Source organism: Desulfosporosinus sp. Tol-M2, from assembly GCF_059735615.1.
On the sequence record NZ_JCAIJG010000203.1, the window covers coordinates 1 to 17,638 of the forward strand.

Below are 17,638 nucleotides of genomic sequence, written 5' to 3' on the forward strand. Positions count from 1 at the left end.
ACTTTCTGATACGTTTAAAAATTTCAACTGTATCATTTTTATTAATCGTGAATAACGACGCGTGTTTATGCAATACAAGAAAACCTTTGCCTGCGTGCTCAAGAGTCTTCTTTAGAATATCCCACTCACTGATTAGTTCATAGGTTTCATTTAGTAATCTCTTCGCCTTCTCAGGAGTAATCTTTTCAATAGCATTTCCAACTATGTTGACTACTTGTCCAATTACTCCGGGGCTAATAAATTTTTCATATTCTTTTGTGATTTTCTCTATCAGTTCTTTCTCTTTGGCATCTAAAATTGGGGATGGGATCTCATATTCTCTCATAGAATTGCTCTCCTTTCTTAACCCCGTATTTCGCAATGATATCGTCTTACTACGGAATTTGCGAATGTTTGTTCGGGTATTCCTAGTAGATTATAAGTATACCCGAAGATAATTACGGAGATATTCCCTTTCTCTCAAAAAGATAATTACCTTAATTCAGGATACTCCATAATGTCATCCCAGTTTGTCTATGCATTAACTAACCTCTTCTTATAATACTCCTCCAACTTCTCATCACACCGCCCAACAATCCACGCCTTCTCCTCCGCAGTCAGCCTTTTCCACACATGCCTATTAAACACTCAATATCCCTGCACCGGCTCATAAAGCGCATATCCTCAAACCGCTTAATCGGATTCAGAAAGCTATTTCTCTCAACATCCTTTTCCGTATACCCGTCCTTACAGTAAATACTCGATTTCTTCTCAACAACCAACCCCTGATCTTTTCTGGAGCCGTAATAATCCATAAAGTAGTTAACAATATCCTCCACCAAAACTCTGAAGAAAAAGATATTCCGCTTGTTCCGGACCAAAGGTGTCACAAAACAGCTCGATAAAGAGATCTTCGGCGACACTGCCCAGGCTTCCCTTCTGCTTGATCTTATCCGTCAATTCGCTCCAACCTCTCCGCCATCGAAAACAACTTTAAGCAACAATCTATCCTTGAAAGTACTTTTCTACATATTCCGAATAAGTTTCTAGTAGATTTCTTTATTCACGATAATTTTTACAAATTAATTCACCATATCCTAAATTCGGCATTATTAAGTAAAATCCTGCAAAAACTGTTTTGTTTTGCTTTATGGTTCATCTGCTCCGCGTCTCGTCCTTAGCCTTCTTCAGTAGCAGTAATCCAATGTTCTAGAAGTTAGACGATGGAACAATGAGCTACTCAAACATAATCTTACTTATCATCCGTTGCTCTTCCGTCTCCAAATACAGGTATTTCGTCTCCTAAATATGTTGGTTCAGGTTTGATAATTTTGGCCCATATGAAATCTTTGTTTCTTGCGGCTATTTCTCTCACTTTATAAAATTTCATCGCTTGTCCATAATCGTGTTTGTCGGAGGCTATCCCATACGCCTCGAGTCCCATCTCCCGAGCCAAGAAAACAGCCCGCATGAGATGGTATTCCTGAGTTACAATTATAACCCTTTGGACTTTGAAAATGTCCCGAGCCCTATATACGCTCTCATAAGTACTAAAACCCGCGTGGTCCATGAAGACGTCCTGGCTTGGTACACCCTTGTCCATCAAAAAGCTCTTCATAGCGTTAACTTCATCATAATCTTTCTGCCCATGGTCCCCGCTTACTAATATCTTTGGGGCCTTGCTTTCTTTGTAAAGTTCATTTCCTTCACTCAAACGATCATTTAACATGGACGAAGTCGTTCCATCTGGAAAAACGTAAGCCCCTAAGACTAGGATAGCATCAGCAACCGGAACATCATTAATATTAAGTATATATTTTGTTCCGACTCGCTCGACATACCGGTCAACGGTAAGGGCAGCGCATCCCGATAAAATCATTATGACAGCCAAGAAAGCAAAAATATGCTTTAACCGTCCTCTTAATATAACTTTTTTCATGTAACACCATCCCTTGTTTTCGTTCTGTCATATTCATGGTAGATGTGTCGGTTACCTGGCGCGCGCCCAAATATCCAGAGGCCGACAAGACGTCGGCCCCTCAAATTGCTCTAAGTGATGGGACGTAAGGTGCTCCCATTTGAAATATTCATTTCTGATTGGGGAAATGCTATCCTTGATTCTTGCAGACGATTCTCTATAATATTATATAATTCTGCATATTACTGCTAAGTCCTGCCAATAATGGTTTCTTTCTGCAAATTATTAAACATTTACTCTGTTTCTCCGGAAATTCTTGTGATAGCAGCAACATTACTCAAAATTAAAAATGCGCAGTGTCCACTGTGCATTTTTAGTCGAGTTCTTCTTTCTTGAACCATTTTGTAAGTTGTTTACCGTTCTCGCAAAAAGTTTTTATAGACTATCTTACAGACCATCTAGTGTTAGAATACTTTTCTGTTAACCGTTTAACATCAATATTTAATGCGCACTCCTTGCCAATATCATCCACAATTCCCCATAATCCATTTTTATGCTCTTGAAATCCACTCATATAATTATTAAATGGAGTATTGACTATTATCTCGACAGAGGAATCCATCCCTATCCCTGATCGTATTCCATAATTCCATTTTGGAATTTCCAATGTGTCAATATCGTATCCATTAATTACGGGAGAAAAAGCCATTCCGTTACCAAGGTTTTTATAAATAGCCGCATCAAAGATACTACCGTTTAACTCTATCCACGAATGGTCAAAAAAACCTCGCTCAGATTCAACTTCTCCCACCCAAAGGGATGGACTTAAACCTGCTTCGCTAAAAAGTACATAGAGAACCGCTGATACTGCACGAGATGCTCCTACCCAATTTCTTCTTTCAATAAACTCCAATGTCTTAAAAAAGATTAAATTGATGGACTCATTATTGGTACTATCTGTAAGAATCTGTAAAGCATTGGTTTTCCACTTTTCCAATCTGTTTGAGCTAATGTTGTTATTAAGACAACAATTTTTGTACTTCGCGCCACTACCACAGGGGCAGGGGTCATTTCTTCCAATCTTACTCATTTCTTTCTCCTCAAAGCTAATTATTATTGGGTTGAACCAAACCGCAGCAGCATTAGCTGCTCAGTGCTTTATTAATTACATTATTTCCTTAATCATATTCTTTAGTTGGGGTAGCTCGTTTTGTTGGAGAAAAACCTTGGCATCTTTCATATCGGCCTGGCCTCCAGAAGAATTTTATCCTTTAAGGTCCAGTGCAAAGAATCATATGTTACTATATCGACATTTCTTCCTAAAAATTCTTCAAGGTCGTACTTCAAGGAAATGATATCAAAAAGCGAACAATCATCCTGGCATTCCACTAAGAAATCGATATCACTCTCCCGAGTTTCCTCTTCTCTAAGGACAGAGCCGAATATTTTGACATTATGAGTTTTGTATTGTGTTGCTAAGCTAATAATTTGCTCTCGCTTACTTAAAACATCTTCAATTGCAGACATATAATCACCTCAGATTAATTATACCTTATTTTACCACGAAGAAAAACTATTATTTGGGCTTTCAAACTACTCCAGGTTTTCCCGCGTCATTTCATATCCCCCTTTGGCTCCTCACGTTTTTCCGCCGCTTTCTCAACGGCGGGAAGAAATTCGGCCGGTTCCTCTCCCAGCATTCCTTCACCGTGTACTTCATTCACGTGCCGGTCATCGTTTTCCTGATGCTGGCGTTGCACGGTTTGCAGGCGCTACCGCAGCTAAAGTTCCAATTCCCCACACCACCTTCAAGTATTTCGGCTCTTTAGGGTTGATTTCAATCCGTTCTCTTATTTTTCGAATATGGACGGCGACTGTATTTTCCGGACAAAAAGCAGTTTCCTGCCATACTTTTTCATATATTTCATCGATGGAATATACCCTGCCCGCATTGGCTGTCAACAGCTTCAGGATCTTATATTGGACCGGCGTAAGTTTTACCTCCTCGCCATCAACCGTTACCTGCTTACCCTGATCATCAATCACCAGTCCGCCTGTTTAATAGACATTACTTTTACTTTCCAGGCTCCCTAAGCTGGTATTGCGTCTGAGCTGGGACTTCACCCTGGCCATTAATTCCAAAGCATTGAACGGCTTAGTAACATAATCGTCCGCCCACATATTTAAGCCAATTATTTTGTCCGTATCCTTAGCTTTTGCCGAGAGTATAATAACCGGTATATTCTTATCTTCTCTGAGCTTCATAGTTGCCCTGAGCCCATCCAGGTGCGGCATCATAGTATCCATAATCCCCAAATGGACCTCATTTTCTTCAACTACTTTTAAAGCTTCCAGGCCATGCGCAGCTTTAAAAACTTGATAACCCTCGTATTCTAAGTAGATGCTTATCGCTTCTAAAATATCTTTATCGTCATCGCAAACCAGGATATTCATGCCGTATCCCTCCCACCTCATGATCTATCCAATCATATCACACCCCCTGTTCTTTTCTTTAAGGTAATCATATCAACTAAATCTTACGATAAGCTTGCCCTAATTCTTAAGAACTTCTTAAAGATTAATTCATTAGGCCATAGCGCAGCAATGCTGCCGACAATAAGCTTCCCCCACCGAGAAAAAGCCCCACGATCCCGGACGGGATTGTGGGGCTTTGCTCAGTAAATCTGCCTACTTAGGCTAAGTTCAAAAACTATAAGGTGAAATTGCCATAACGCTGGGTATAGGCCTGCTTTGGGTCATTCCCTACTTTGAGACTGCTAAGGCAAACTTTTACCAGGACTTGAAAAGTAATTTAAGTAATTTGGAGTGAGCAAATAAGACAAACTCATGGTTCCGAATTCTCAGATGACTCCTGCTCACTTTTCATCCCCGTTTTCGATAATTGAACTAAAAATACCCCGCCTAAAATAATGACCCCGGCAATGAACACTGCCGGTGAGATCGGCTCGTCTAGAATAAGAGCGCCTAAGATCACTCCGACAACCGGATTAACGTAAGCATAGGTACCGGCCTTTGAGGCCGGCCACCTCTGCAGGATATAGATATATGAACTGTAACCAAGGATCGAACCAAACACGATCAAATAGGCCAGAGCGCCAACCCCCTTGGCAGTTAGCTGAATTCCACCTGCCTCTCCCAGCAAGAGCCCAACTATGGTCAGGGCAACCCCTCCGGCCAATATTTGTATACTTATATTGGCCCCCATTGTTGCGGAGGATTTAAATGTCTTGGAATAGACTGAGCCCAGTGACCAGGAAAGAGCCGCCAGCAGCAGCAATATTCCCCCTGAAAGATCAATTATTTTAACATCAGAACCCGTCAATACCAAAAGGGCAACCCCGCTAAACCCTAAAAGTAAACCGAACCACCCCTGCGGGCCAATCCTTGGACTATTGGACAGGAACCTTTCGAGAATCGCCGTGAATAAGGGGACAATCGCTAAGAGAAGTGCTGCGGCTCCCGAACAAACCCATTGTTCCGTCCAAACGACAAGCCCGTTGCCACCTAACAGTAAGAATAAACCAACTATGACCTGCCTCCGGAGGTCTATAAAATCTTCAGGAAATTTGTACCCTTTAAAATAAGCATATGACAACACCAAAGACCCTGCCAGCAAGGACCTTATACCGGCAAATAAAAATGGCGGAAAGTCGCTGACTCCAATTCTAATCGCCAGATACGTTGACCCCCAAATAATACAAACGGCCAAGTAGGCCAAAATTACCGTTGTCTCTTCTCTCTTTGCCATTAGCTCATCTCTCTATTCCAACACACATTTGCCATTCTATCCTTCGACGTGCGGGAAAAGGTTTTACTGCCGCATGGGAGATCGTCCTTCCTCTCCTATCAATCACTGCAGCACCCATAGCTAATTCCCTTCTGTGTACTGTTTTATCCGCAATTAACTTAAATTAAATTTTACCCCATATACTCTAAGAATGCTATGAACGACTACCAATTTGGAATTAAAATGTATACTCAATTAACCAATATGCGACAAAGTGGTTGCTTTAAAAGCGAAATGTTTGCATTTGCCCGCGGAAGCTGTTTGGTAGTTATATGGAAATTAAAGTTGTAGTCTTCAAAATACTCCCCCTGAAAGCGTCCGTTCGTTGAAGCTTTATTACTGAAACGAGCGGTGATCGTGAAAATTCCTTGAGTTCCGTCAAAGGTACCCGTCCAAGCACTTTCGCAGAAACTGTAACGCTGCGTTACGTGAAAACCATAAGCTTCTCCGTCCGCTGCACTATTGGACCTTCTTTCGAAATTGGAAGGCCAGATATTCTGAGGGTAATCCTCGATTTTGATTTCATCGATTTGAAACACCCCTTCTTGCGTCGGTCCAACGGATATGTAGCTTTCTGTGACCGGTTCACCATAATCAAAGGCAGCTACCTCAAGTACCTGACAACAGCCGCGAATTGAAACAGTCACCGGTAATGAAATCAGCCATATTTCCGCAAAACCCACTTCTCGCACCTTTTTGCGCAGTATAGATGCCGGTGCGGCTGTGATATTGATATTTGCCCCATGAAAGGCGTAATCTTTAAAGTTGAACGCCCCATTGCCGTATTGGGCCTGGATAAACGGCAGATAAGCATAAATATTCATCTTGATTACCTGAGTCGTGGGTTTAACATTAACCTGAGCAGCGGTTTTCGCTTTGCCGGTAATAATAAGCTGCATATAAGCTGAAGCAAGCCTTTGCTCTTCCGGATTTTTTTCAACAAGCGGTTGCAGCTGATCTTTGGTTAACAGATGACTTGTCTTGCCGTTGGCTTTTAGCCTTCGTGCCTGGGCCTCTTCCCGGATATCAATATGGGTATAGGTCTTCCCATACGGCGAGGGTGGATTTCGTGCAGCCTGCTGATCGCAACAACATTTTGGGCCACTAACTTTTCCGGCCTGCATGAAAAGATTTCGCTGATCTTGAAGTCCCCTGTGAGCTCCAATGAAACTGGGAATCGCAACAACCAAGAACTTGTATATTGGCCGGGAAAAATCTTGCGATATTTATACTCTGCCGGTATATCCTGCTCCCGCAGATAGGCATCACCGAGATAGCTATCACAATTTGCCGGATTGGCAGGATCAACATCGTGATTAATCAGTTTAAGAAACGTATAAGCATAGGTATCGACTTTCTCTACCTTGGTCATGCCTTTCACTTCATTTGTGTCTATCCTTAAGATGGTTGCAGCGAGAACCTTCTCCGCCAGCAAATCAGGCTTTAACTTGACGAGCTGATCTGCAGGTATAGTTTCCATGAGTTTGCCACGTTCATCATACCGGCAGGCTCTTTTCCCCAAATCAAGATGGATGCCGGACTTCTTTTGCATCATCCCGCCGGGATGTGCTTTGGCTAAGGCATCGATCATATCCGTGTTAAAACCGTTAACCACATTATGTAAATTTATGTCAACTGCTTTACCGGCCCTATGGAAAAACTCCGGTGAGAGATCTTCTAATTTGCCGGCGCCTTTTCCATCCCACCATCCCTGCTCGATAGAGACAGAGTTATTGGCAAACAACGCATTCCGATAACTTTCCAAGAGTGTTGCTGTTTTTAGAATATTCTCCAGGATTTCTTGATGGGGAGGAACTTTACTGACGTTTTGGAAAAATGATAGCCAGGTAAAGCTTGGCGTAACATAGGCATCTTCAGGGATTGCCAGGGCTTTTTTTCCTTCAATCATTCTGTAAAGGTCTTCCGGAGAGAGGAGGTTCTTTTCCCCCGTCTGAACTTGTACTGTCAAGGTAATTTCAGACCCACAATCTACATTTAAGTATCCATTTTCTGGAACCGAAAGACTGATATTTAATTTTTCCGCTTCATTATTCAGGGCAATGGCTTTAACAATCAAAAACTTTCTGTCACACACCGTATGGAAAGTGCAATTTAGTTCAGTTCCTTGACCGATAGTTTCGTTGGAGTCACTATCCACCCAGATAATCTTATATGCAGGCTGTGTCATGCGTTACTCTCACCTCCGCGTAATTGAATAGTTGCTACAGCGCCTCTCTTCCAAATCGAACAAGTATCGAGTGACTAACAATAGTGGTCGACTTTAGCCTTAGATTATGGTATAATATGGACATATTTCTATTTGCTTCTTCACTGTACTTCTATTAATTCATTTATAGCCATTAATGTTTTTCCAATCGGTTTATGGATTGCTATGACCTGACGCGAGTTGTCAAAACTGGTAGTGGTTTTGTTTATGATCACTATTTTGGAACGAGGAGGTGCATATTCAATCAAGTCGGCTACGGGATACACCGTAAGGGATGTTCCTAAAACAAAAACCAATTCCGCTTTTTGAATTATTTTGAAAGCATCTTCGTATCTGGGGACATTTTCTTCAAACAAAACTGTGTCCCGTTTAATCAGATTATCCGCATGTTTGTCCAGGCAATCACAATAGTAAAACTCTCCGCCTTTGGCAACAAGTTCGGCAAATACATATTGCCTCTTGCATCTTAGACATGTAGCAGTTTTACCGGTTCCATGGATTTCGATAACTTTTTTGCTCCCTGCATCAAAATGGAGGGAATCAACGTTTTGCGTAATAATCTGATGAACTAACCCTTTTTCCTCCCACTCTGCGAGGATGATGTGGCCAATATTTGGCTGAAGATCTTTAATGTATAAGTACTTTAATACGGCATCGTAAAACTGACGGGGATACCGATAAAAGTAGGTCAGGGAGAAGACTTCTTCAGGGATTTCAGAATATACGCCTCTATTGGAACGAAAATCCGATATCCCGCTTTCAGTGGACATGCCTGCACCTGTCAATACTACTGTGTTATTGGATTTATGTAATAGTTCCGCTACCTCTTTTATTTCATCCATAATTTTCTTTAGTGAGCTCTCGTCCGGCAAGTACAAAACTCACTAAATATCCACTTCCTTTCCTTAAATACTATTTTTAAATACTATTTTTAAATACTACTCTTTGTGTGTAACCTGTTGATAAGTCTGTTGATAAAGTTCTTATCCTGCATGTTTGAAAACGTTTCCCAATCCCTTTGTTCGTCGCAAAAAATCTCTTTTAAAATGTTCTCTAGCGTGTTATAGCGCGGCTTGGAACGGACATACTACCTTTGGCTCTGTCCTCCCGGGTTCCCGTAAACATGCAAAGTCTTAGCATTCGCAAACCGTGATGTGGGGCTTGATAAACCAGACGAACCTTATTATATTGAGATATAGGAGGAACAAACATGAAATTTGATAAAGTATTCTATCATAAATTCATGGAAAACCTTTTTGCCGATCCTTGTGAAGTAAAGTATTGGGATGGTGAGGTGGCAAATTATGGGGGTGGGCAGGCTCAGTTCCGGATCGGCTTCAATGAACCAATTGCCAAAACTGAAATTATTAGTGACCTTTCCTTAGCCTTCGGAGAAGGGTATATGCAAAAGAAAATCGATATTGAAGGAAGTGTTCAAAAAGTCATAGAATCCATCTACAATAAACAGGGTAATCCCTTTTCCCAGAAAAATCCATATATCAAATTCTCTAAAATACTAACCAATAATATTCGTAAGAGCAAAGAGAATACTAAATTTCACTATGATATAGGGAATAATTTTTACCGTTTATGGTTAGATGAGACCATGACTTACTCCTGTGCCTATTTCAAGTCGCCCGAAGATAGCTTGACTCAGGCTCAGCATAACAAAGTCGATCATATCCTACGCAAACTCAAATTACAGCCTGGGCAAACCTTACTCGATATCGGCTGTGGGTGGGGAGAACTTATTCTGACTGCAGCGAAAACTTATCAGGTTAAAGCTCTAGGTATCACACTTAGTTCTGAACAATATACCCGGGTCTTGGAGAGAATTCAAAATGAGGGCTTGCAGGACCTGGTTAAAGTCCAGATCCTGGACTACCGGGAATTAAGAGGCAGGACTTTTGACAGGGTGGTAAGCGTTGGGATGGTCGAGCACGTTGGAAAAGAACACTTGGCGGAATATTTTTCGGCAGTTAAAAACCTCTTGAGTGAAGGCGGAGTATCTCTCTTACATTGTATAACAGGATATGAAGAATCGGCAATCAATAGCTGGGTCAATAAGTACATTTTCCCGGGCGGCTATATTCCTGCAGTACATGAACTGGTTTCGCTAATGGCCACCAACAAGTTTTACCTCATAGACATGGAAAGCCTTCGTGAACACTACACTCGAACCCTGGAGCACTGGGCCCAAAACTTTGAACAGGCTCTCCCATTAATCCGGCGGATAAAAGATGAAACCTTTATCCGGATGTGGCGTCTCTATCTCAACTCCAGCGCTGCTTCATTCCATTGCGGTAACATAGATCTTCATCAGTTCCTATTTACCAAAGGAGTAAACAATTCATTGCCTATGACCCGTGAATATATGAATTCTTAATCATTAATTTCTCATAACTCAACCATATGCCGCACAAAATTAAGGGAAACCTGTTTCATAAAAAGGGTTGTAACAAAACCAGTTTTCCGGTTTGTTACAACCCTTTTTTATTTGGAATTTTAATGTTTAAAAAAATTGCTCCACTTTGAAGGTTATACTAACCTAATAATTTGTTTCGTGGACCTCAAAATATGCTTGAGGGTGCATACAAACCGGACACACTTCAGGTGCTTCAATACCCATATGAATGTGACCGCAGTTCCTGCATTTCCAATATACTTTGCCGTCTTTTTTATAAACTTTGCCCTGTTCCAGGTTCTCTAAAAGTCGTTTATAGCGCTCTTCATGCTCTTTTTCTATTCTTGCTACACCTTCAAATAACAGCGCAATATCTTCGAACCCTTCTTCCCGGGCTTCAGCAGCCATTTTGGGATACATTTCGGTCCACTCACTATTTTCTCCGGCAGCAGCCGCTTGCAAATTTTCAAGAGTACCGGCGACTCCGCCAAGCTTTTTTAACCAAATTTTAGCGTGTTCCTTCTCATTTTCTGCAGTCTCCAGGAATAGAGCGGCAATTTGTTCATACCCTTCTTTTTTGGCAGCGGACGCAAAATAGGTATATTTGTTACGGGCTTGAGATTCTCCCGCGAAAGCATCTCTTAAGTTCTTTTCGGTCTTAGTGCCCTTTAACTCTTTCATCGTAGTACTCCCTTCACTTATTAATTTTTTAAGCCATAAATGTTTTTATATCTTCTTCAACATTGGTGATGCCTGCAATTCCAAAGTTCTCAACTAAGACGTTGACGACATTGGGGGACAAGAAGCCCGGTAGGGTTGGTCCTAAGTGAATATTTTTCACCCCCAGGTAGAGTAAGGCCAGTAAGACAATCACGGCTTTTTGCTCGTACCAGGCGATGTTATAGGAGATTGGCAGTTGATTAATGTCTTCCAGTCCAAATACTTCTTTTAGTTTTAAGGCAATCACTGCCCAGGAATAGGAGTCATTGCATTGTCCGGCATCAAGCACTCTCGGAATGCCGTCAATATCTCCGAGGTCTAATTTATTGTACTTATACTTTGCGCACCCAGCTGTCAGGATCACCGTATCTTTGGGTAATGCTTGAGCGAACTCCGTATAATAGTTTCGACTCTTCATGCGTCCGTCACAGCCGGCCATGACAAAGAAACGCTTAATGGCTCCCGATTTGACAGCAGCGACAACTTTATCAGCCAAAGCCAATACTTGATTGTGGGCAAATCCTCCGACGATCTCTCCCGTTTCGATTTCCGTCGGTGCCGGACATTGCTTGGCCTGAGCGATAAGGGCAGAGAAGTCTTTGGGCTTTCCATCTGCGCGCTCAGCAATGTGTTTAACTCCTTCAAAACCGACAACTCCGGTGGTATAGACGCGATCTTTGTAGGAATCTTTTGGCGGAATGAGGCAGTTAGTGGTCAATAATATGGGGCCGTTAAAAGTATCAAATTCCTTGTCTTGTTTATACCAGGCGTTTCCATAGTTGCCGACAAAGTGATCATACTTCTTAAAGGCAGGATAGTAGTGCGCCGGAAGCATTTCCCCATGAGTATAAACATCTACACCGCTGCCATTTGTTTGGATGAGTAACTCCTCGAGATCCTTCAGATCGTGACCACTGATTAGAATAGCCGGGTTGTTTCTCACTCCAATATTGACTTTGCTGAGTTCCGGGTTACCGTATGTGGCAGTGTTCGCTTTATCCAAAAGGGCCATCACTTCAACACCAAATTTCCCTGCTTCCAGGACAAGACCAACAAGATCACTCCCTGCCAGCGTATCGTCAAGTGTCGCTGCCAAGGCCTTTTCCATAAAGGCGAAAATACCGGCTTCCTGATATTCAAGAATATAGGCATGTTCAGCATAAGCAGCCATCCCTTTTAACCCGTAAGTGAGCAATTGTCTGAGAGAGCGAATATCTTCATCTTCGGTCGCTAAAACGCCCACAGACGCGGCTTTGGTATCGAACTCCTCTGGGGCTGCCGTCCAGGTTGCCGCATCGGGTAAGTTCGTCGGAAGCAAGCCGCCCGCTTGAAGGATTGCTTGTTTTAGCTCTTCGCGGAGCTTGAGACCGTTCTGTATTCGTTCTACGAATTGACTGCGATCAAAGTTAACATTAGTAATCGTACTAAAGAGGCTTTCCATGATGAACTTATCGACATCTTTGCTGTCGAGATTAAATTCACGGGCTTGAACTGCATAGAGGGCGAGCCCTTTTACGGTGTAAATCAGAAGGTCCTGCAATTTTGCAACATTTTCGGGTTTTCCACAAACCCCTTTAATTGTACAACCGGTTCCTTTTGCCGTTTCCTGACATTGATAACAAAACATACTCATTCTTCTTCCCCCTCCTTGTAACAAGTTACTCTTCACAGATACTACCGTCGATATTAATCGTCACAATCTGCCAAGGTATCATTTTGGCGCTCTTAATCAGGGCATTTTTTACAGCCTCTGCTATCCCGGCGCAGCAGGGCACTTCCATTCTTAGGACCGTGATACTTTTTATCTCATGTTGCTGCAGGATTTGGGTCAGTTTTTCCGCATAGTCCTCATCATCCAGCTTCGGGCAGCCAATCAGCGTGATTTTGTTTTTCATATAAACATGATGGATATTTGCATAGGCATAAGCGGTACAATCAGCAGCAATTAGTAAATGGACCTTCTCTAAATAAGGCGCATTCACCGGAACCAGCCTGATTTGACAGGGCCACTGACGAAGCTGCGATTCAGGGGCTACGCTTGTTGTCATTTGAATTCCGTGTTCATGAGGAGTTTCCGGTCTATCAATTGTCCTGGCCTGAGTTCCGGCACAACCGCATCCCAGATTCATAGGGAAAATTTCTGCCTTCTGCTTTTCGAGATGAGTTTTAACAGCCTCTTCATCAAAGGCGACCGCTTCTCTTTCTTCCAAAGTAATTGCCCCTTGAGGACATTCAGGCAGACAAGCGCCCAGTCCGTCACAATATGAATCTGTAATCAACTCTGCTTTGCCATTCACCAGCTGCAGCGCGCCCTCATGGCAAGCATGCACACAGAGTCCGCAGCCATTACACTTTTCTTGATCAATTTTAATAATATTCCTTTTCATTTGCCAAAACTCCTTTCTTCTCAAACTCCCTTCTTCCCTTCGTAAATCCTCTTGCTTATGTTGAAATCAGTATACTATAATAAAAATTAAAAATCGGTAGCTATAGCAACCGAAAATAAAGGTGTGTAAATATTGTTTAAAAAATATCTGCCGGTTTTAAGCAAAACGTCTTTGTTTCAAAACGTTGAGGCCAACGATCTAAATACGATGCTCGGCTGCCTCCAACCAAAACTTAGTGAATTTAAGAAAAACAGTTTCATCGCTATTGCCGGAAATCCCTTCGAAAGCATGGGTATCCTGCTGAAAGGGGAAGCTGCCCTGATTAAGGAAAACGCGGCAGGAAACCGGATGATTATGGCGATTCTAAAACCCGGGGAAATTTTTGGGGAAAGCGCGGTATTTTCCCGCAAATCCGTTTGGCCGACAACTGTTGTTGCCCAGGAAACCTGCACAGTTATGTTTTTAGCGAAACAAAAAATCCTTGGCGAATGCGCCAATCTTTGCTCTTGGCACCGGAAAATCATCGAAAACATGTTAAAGGATATTTCCGACAAAACCCTTATGCTCAATAAGAAACTGGAGTACTTGTCCATGAAAAGCATGCGCGGTAAACTGAGTTCCTTTTTGCTGGGGCAATATAAAATAAATGGCAGCCTTACATTTATGCTGCCGATGAAACGCAACGAATTAGCCGATTATTTAAACGTCTCCCGACCCTCCATGTCCCGGGAAATGTGTCGTATGCGGGATGAAGGCGTAATTGATTTTCATTTGTCATCCATTCAGATAAAGGATATAGAATCATTAAAGGACATGGTTGAATGATAGGATCACCTCGTTAGTTTCAAGTTATTGCCAAACTTATAGTATTTACGAATAATGCTTAAACAAATGTACAGGGAGGGATGGGTATATGCCGTTGATAGAGCGGAAATAGCCTGATATCAAGGGCTTCGGGCATATTGCTCCTTTTTATTTTTGGACTTTTTAAGTTTCCTTGGACAAGGTAAGGCAACACTTTTCCGACCCCCGGGGGTACACAATTACGCAAATAAGTACCGGTTTTTAGTGGGGGCAATACATGTGGAATGTTAGATGTCCCACGTAACTAAGCCCTCAGCTGAGCCTATCGGCGTTACTGAGGGCTTTTCATGTTTTTCTTCATCATGAATTAGAGAGTATACTATATGTTATTTTTGAGCAGCAAAAAGATGGGGCAAACAATCAGGAAGACTTTATAGACAAAATGTCAATCTTGAATCAAGCTAATTGCGTAAGATATAGCAAGCTTGATGAATCAATTCTTTTTCTCCCCCTTTTGGGAACCCCCAGGGCAAATGCCTTGGGGTTTTTTGTATGTATTGTTTGCAATAATGGAAAGCATCCCTTTTGAACCTAAGAACCCCCAAGTTATTCAAAAATCTAATCATAGTGTCTGCCAACGCATAAAGTGGAATAGAAAAAGATTCTTTTAGAAGTGAGGAATTTGTCGATGCAGGTATATGTTTTCGGCCTCGGACACATTGGTTTAGCAATTTTTCTGATATGGACGGCGACTGTATTTTCTGCACTAAAGGCCGTTTCCTGCCATACTTTTTCATAAATTTCATCGATGGAATATACCCTACCGGCATTGGCGGTCAACAGCTTCAATATCTTGTATTGGACCGGAGTCAGTTTTACTTCATCGCCATCAACCGTTACATTATTACTCTCATCATCGATCACAAGTCCGCCGGTTTTATAAACATTACTTTTAGTTTCCAGGCTTCCCAATATTGTATAGCGTCTTAGCTGGGATTTCACCCTGGCAATTAACTCCAAAGGGTTAAAGGGCTTGGTTATATAATCGTCCGCTCCCATATTTAAACCAATAATTTTGTCAGTATCCTCAGATTTGGCTGAGAGCATAATAACCGGGATATTCTTATCTTCTCTAATCTTCATAGTTGCCCGCAGACCATCCATTTGCGGCATCATAATATCCATAATAATCAGATGTATCTCATTTTCTTCTGCTACTTTTAAAGCTTCCAGCCCATGTGCCGCTTTAAATACTTGATAGCCTTCGTTTCCCAAATAAATTGTGATCGCCTCTAAAATTTCTTTATCGTCATCGCAAACCAGAATATTCACGATGTATCCCTCCCACCTATTGATTTATACAATCATATCACACCACCTATTTTTTTTATTAGGGTAATGATATCAGCTAAATCTTACGATAAACTTAATATATTTCTTAAGAACTTCTTAAGGAATTATCTTTTATATGTAAGCCATAATTGCATGATCCCTTATCTGCACCGGTAAAAATGAAAAAGCAAGGGGCAGTTACCTTGCTTCTTCAGAGATATAATAAAGTCGGGTTCTCCCCTTTGCAATACCGGAAGACGGCAAATGCTTTTCATCATAGGAACAATTCTATAAAAAACACCATTAGACACGCATCAATCGATACCCTAAATAGACTGGCACCACGATAAGCAAGTACAATTGCGGCCACAAATCCGACGAGGGCAGACCATATGCTTGCTGTTGCAGACAAAATTGCCGGAAAAGTCATAACTGCTAACGTTACATACGGAACATAATACAAAAATGAACGTATAGTAATATTTTTAATTTGCTTTCGAATTAAAGTAAGCGGCAGCACTCGAATCAGATAGGTTACCACAGCCATCACCAATATGTACAAATAAACATTATGATTCATAGTACTCTCCTTTTGCATCTTCACCTTTTATCGGGAATAAAACTGCAGCTATTCCTGCTATTATAACAGTCAGAATAATAATCCGAAAACCGGCAGAAATCTTGCTTATAAACGGAAGATAAGTAAACAAAAGACTTGCCATCATAGATACCACAACCAACCCGGCAATAACTTTATCCTTTCTGGTCGGCGGAATTATTATGGCTATAAACATCCCATAGAGCGCAACACTCAACGCGCTGAGAATTCGGGCAGGCAGAATATTTCCCGATATCACACCTAATAAAGTTCCCAATATCCATCCCGGTGCTGCAATGCAGATAAGGCCGTATGTATAAAAGGGATTTAATTTTCCTGCAACATGCATGGATACACCAAATATTTCATCTGTTACCCCATATGCTACTAAAAGCCGGTGAAAAAATGGTGCTTCTGAATCCAGCTTTTGGGATAATGAACAGGACATCAGACAATATCTTAGGTTAATGATCAACTGCGCAATTGCCATTTCTATGTATGGAACGCCTAATGTAATTAAACCAAATGCTGCAAATTGGCCCGCAGAAGTTAAGTTGGTAATTGACATCCAAGTTGCTTGAAAACCGGTTAATCCTGCATTCTTAGCCGCAATACCCAAAGTAAATGACACAGCAAGATATCCTAATGAAATTGGAATGCCGTCACGAATTCCTTTTACAAACCATGTCCGATTATTCTCCATCTCGCAAATCCTATCTTTCTCCTGCTTCGATACGCGACGGGTATGCTGTCGCGTTATTTTTATATTGCCCGCAGGGAGCATTTTGCGCTTTTAAAGGTGTAATATATTCTCAGAGCCGCAGTAAGACGGCATCAATATTCGCAGTAGCATCAGGGGTGTTACCAGCGAACGTGCTTCTGCTAATAGTGATTGTACCGGAACCAATACTTGCTATAGTCCCTCCGTTATTAGTAGCACGAAAAGATAAGGAACAAGTTGTTTCCATCAAGCATTCTCACATATTCAATTGATGCTGAGTTCGCTCTGCAGTTTCTTCAACCGATAACCCCTGGTCAATGAACCGTTTAATCACTGATGCCATACTTTCGCCAACTTCAATCATATGCATATCGGGGTCATAGAAGCGGATCACTCTTTGGCCCCAGGGATATTCGGTTACATCATGAACATACTGAATTTCAAAGGATTGCAGCCGTTCTACAAATTCATCAAACTGTTCTTCTTCAAAATACAGCTCAAAGTTATCCGGTTTAATCAAAATATCATTTTCTGTTTTATGTGTAAATTCTACCCATGTTTCCTTTGACTGCAGTGAGAAATCCCCTTCAAAGGTAATATTGGCTCCAAAGTCCAGAATTACCTTTTGATTCAATATGTCTTCATAAAATTTACGCGCTGCCACAATATCAGAAACAACAATTAGCGGTAATTTAAATTTCATGCCCATTCTCCTCCAGAAAAAATCAAAAGTATAATTG

At 41.6% G+C, this 17,638-nt stretch carries 17 protein-coding genes and 2 pseudogenes; 2 read left to right on the plus strand and 17 right to left on the minus strand.

The annotated features are described in order from the left end of the window. From AC6I5A_RS14760 to AC6I5A_RS14805, 10 genes and pseudogenes are all read right to left on the minus strand, one after another. The coding region (locus tag AC6I5A_RS14760) for a hypothetical protein (RefSeq protein WP_034617794.1) at positions 1-325 on the minus strand (325 nt) is incomplete at its 3' end. Positions 326-596: 271 nt separating this feature from the next. Continuing rightward, positions 597-794: a hypothetical protein gene (locus tag AC6I5A_RS14765; RefSeq protein ID WP_034617797.1), complete on the minus strand. Its 198-nt coding sequence runs from the start codon at positions 792-794 to the stop codon at positions 597-599. Between the two features lie 7 nt (positions 795-801). Then, positions 802-939 (minus strand): hypothetical protein, encoded by a 138-nt coding sequence (locus AC6I5A_RS14770; protein ID WP_497900807.1) that lies wholly within the window; start codon positions 937-939, stop codon positions 802-804. Positions 940-1,231: 292 nt separating this feature from the next. Continuing rightward, positions 1,232-1,918 (minus strand): SanA/YdcF family protein, encoded by a 687-nt coding sequence (locus AC6I5A_RS14775; RefSeq protein ID WP_034617800.1) that lies wholly within the window; start codon positions 1,916-1,918, stop codon positions 1,232-1,234. Positions 1,919-2,915: 997 nt separating this feature from the next. Further along, a pseudogene (locus AC6I5A_RS14780) lies at positions 2,916-2,981 on the minus strand (SEC-C metal-binding domain-containing protein); the annotation flags it as partial. Between the two features lie 152 nt (positions 2,982-3,133). Further along, entirely contained in the window at positions 3,134-3,424 is a 291-nt protein-coding gene (locus AC6I5A_RS14785) for a nucleotidyltransferase family protein (RefSeq protein WP_034617805.1), read from the minus strand. A gap of 204 nt (positions 3,425-3,628) precedes the next feature. Then, positions 3,629-4,351: pseudogene (locus AC6I5A_RS14790) on the minus strand (response regulator transcription factor). A 391-nt stretch (positions 4,352-4,742) separates the two neighbouring features. After that, on the minus strand, positions 4,743-5,666 hold the full coding sequence (locus tag AC6I5A_RS14795) for an EamA family transporter (protein ID WP_034617807.1): 924 nt from the start codon (positions 5,664-5,666) through the stop codon (positions 4,743-4,745). Between the two features lie 1,033 nt (positions 5,667-6,699). Continuing rightward, complete coding sequence (locus AC6I5A_RS14800) at positions 6,700-7,893, minus strand: hypothetical protein (RefSeq protein WP_034617810.1); 1,194 nt, start codon at positions 7,891-7,893, stop codon at positions 6,700-6,702. Positions 7,894-8,033: 140 nt separating this feature from the next. Continuing rightward, positions 8,034-8,804, minus strand: coding sequence for a Sir2 family NAD-dependent protein deacetylase (locus AC6I5A_RS14805; RefSeq protein WP_052168141.1), 771 nt, complete (start codon positions 8,802-8,804; stop codon positions 8,034-8,036). A 338-nt stretch (positions 8,805-9,142) separates the two neighbouring features. On the opposite strand from AC6I5A_RS14805, the gene AC6I5A_RS14810 reads away from it, so the two are divergent. Further along, positions 9,143-10,318: an SAM-dependent methyltransferase gene (locus tag AC6I5A_RS14810; RefSeq protein ID WP_034617814.1), complete on the plus strand. Its 1,176-nt coding sequence runs from the start codon at positions 9,143-9,145 to the stop codon at positions 10,316-10,318. Positions 10,319-10,480: 162 nt separating this feature from the next. Here the strand turns inward: AC6I5A_RS14810 and rbr are convergent, their stop codons facing one another. The 3 genes from rbr to AC6I5A_RS14825 are packed head-to-tail and all read right to left on the minus strand — an operon-like array spanning position 10,481 to position 13,443. Further along, positions 10,481-11,017 (minus strand): rubrerythrin, encoded by a 537-nt coding sequence (rbr, locus tag AC6I5A_RS14815; protein WP_034617816.1) that lies wholly within the window; start codon positions 11,015-11,017, stop codon positions 10,481-10,483. Positions 11,018-11,045: 28 nt separating this feature from the next. Beyond that, on the minus strand, positions 11,046-12,689 hold the full coding sequence (gene hcp, locus AC6I5A_RS14820) for a hydroxylamine reductase (protein ID WP_034617820.1): 1,644 nt from the start codon (positions 12,687-12,689) through the stop codon (positions 11,046-11,048). A 25-nt stretch (positions 12,690-12,714) separates the two neighbouring features. Next, complete coding sequence (locus AC6I5A_RS14825; RefSeq protein WP_034617823.1) at positions 12,715-13,443, minus strand: ATP-binding protein; 729 nt, start codon at positions 13,441-13,443, stop codon at positions 12,715-12,717. 132 nt (positions 13,444-13,575) lie between these two features. Here AC6I5A_RS14825 and AC6I5A_RS14830 point away from each other — a divergent pair, with 132 nt between their 5' ends. Further along, the gene (locus tag AC6I5A_RS14830; protein WP_034617826.1) at positions 13,576-14,268 is read left to right on the plus strand and encodes a Crp/Fnr family transcriptional regulator; all 693 of its coding nucleotides are present in this window, start codon (positions 13,576-13,578) and stop codon (positions 14,266-14,268) included. A gap of 597 nt (positions 14,269-14,865) precedes the next feature. Here AC6I5A_RS14830 and AC6I5A_RS14835 read toward each other — a convergent pair. The 4 genes from AC6I5A_RS14835 to AC6I5A_RS14850 all read right to left on the minus strand — a co-directional run bounded on the left by AC6I5A_RS14835 (position 14,866) and on the right by AC6I5A_RS14850 (position 17,601). Next, positions 14,866-15,579, minus strand: a complete 714-nt coding sequence (locus tag AC6I5A_RS14835) for a response regulator transcription factor (protein ID WP_497900808.1) — start codon at positions 15,577-15,579, stop codon at positions 14,866-14,868. A gap of 274 nt (positions 15,580-15,853) precedes the next feature. After that, positions 15,854-16,159, minus strand: coding sequence for an AzlD domain-containing protein (locus tag AC6I5A_RS14840; protein ID WP_034617829.1), 306 nt, complete (start codon positions 16,157-16,159; stop codon positions 15,854-15,856). Beyond that, positions 16,149-16,880, minus strand: a complete 732-nt coding sequence (locus AC6I5A_RS14845) for an AzlC family ABC transporter permease (RefSeq protein WP_034617832.1) — start codon at positions 16,878-16,880, stop codon at positions 16,149-16,151. The genes AC6I5A_RS14840 and AC6I5A_RS14845 overlap by 11 nt, the downstream gene beginning before the upstream one ends. 274 nt (positions 16,881-17,154) lie before the next feature. Continuing rightward, on the minus strand, positions 17,155-17,601 hold the full coding sequence (locus AC6I5A_RS14850) for a VOC family protein (RefSeq protein ID WP_034617845.1): 447 nt from the start codon (positions 17,599-17,601) through the stop codon (positions 17,155-17,157). Positions 17,602-17,638 lie beyond the last annotated feature (37 nt).